The organism is Collinsella sp. AF33-16, assembly GCF_003475325.1.
In the GTDB taxonomy this organism is placed as follows: domain Bacteria; phylum Actinomycetota; class Coriobacteriia; order Coriobacteriales; family Coriobacteriaceae; genus Collinsella.
The window spans coordinates 81,005-81,714 of sequence record NZ_QRQC01000012.1 but is presented as its reverse complement, the minus strand read 5'-3'; the positions used below and the strand labels follow the sequence as shown (position 1 = coordinate 81,714).

2 tRNA genes are annotated in these 710 nt (G+C 55.8%); both read left to right on the top strand.

Going from position 1 to position 710, the window contains the following annotated elements:
- The first annotated feature begins 126 nt into the window (after window positions 1-126).
- Window positions 127-199, top strand: a tRNA-Ala gene (locus DWZ52_RS06145).
- Window positions 200-397: 198 nt separating this feature from the next.
- Window positions 398-473, top strand: a tRNA-Ile gene (locus DWZ52_RS06140).
- The last annotated feature ends 237 nt before the right edge of the window (window positions 474-710 follow it).

Genomic DNA, 710 nt, shown 5'->3' with positions numbered 1-710 from the left:
CTGAGTCCTGAGGCTGTTGCAATGAAAATGAGAATCAAGGGGACTCCGGCGCCCGCGCCCCCGGAAAGTTTTTCCAAAAATGTCCTTGCATCGCCGTCCGAGTTCCCGTATAGTACTTCTTCGCACGGGGGCGTAGCTCAGCTGGGAGAGCGCTTGACTGGCAGTCAAGAGGTCAGGGGTTCGATCCCCCTCGTCTCCACCCGAGCATTGAATGAGGCTCCAACGCAAGTTGGGGCCTTTTTTCATATAGGCACACAAGGTCAAAGGCGGCAGCATGATCCTCCTGGTCGACAAGATCGTGCGTTGAACGGGTGCCGCGCGCATGGTAGTATTTCACATCGTGGTTCAAAGCGTTGGAGGCTGTTCTGCCACCCCAACTACAAGCGCCACTTTATAAGGGCTCTTGGCGCAACGGTTAGCGCAGGGGACTCATAATCCCTGGGTTCTGGGTTCGAATCCCGGAGGGCCCACCAGGTTATTCAACAGGTCAGGCAATATGTCTGGCCTGTTTTCTTTTTCATGGCATTAGTTTTCACTTGCAAATAGCCTGCTTGCTCATTTCCGGGTGCCCTCGGTCGGCTGCCTGCGATGCCGCCGCCACGAAATCGGCCCATCTACTACGTTTAACCCCGACCCCTCGACCATTCCCCGTATTTCGCGAAAACCGCAGGCCGTCTACCTGCGGTTTTATTTCTGCCCGAGACGCCATG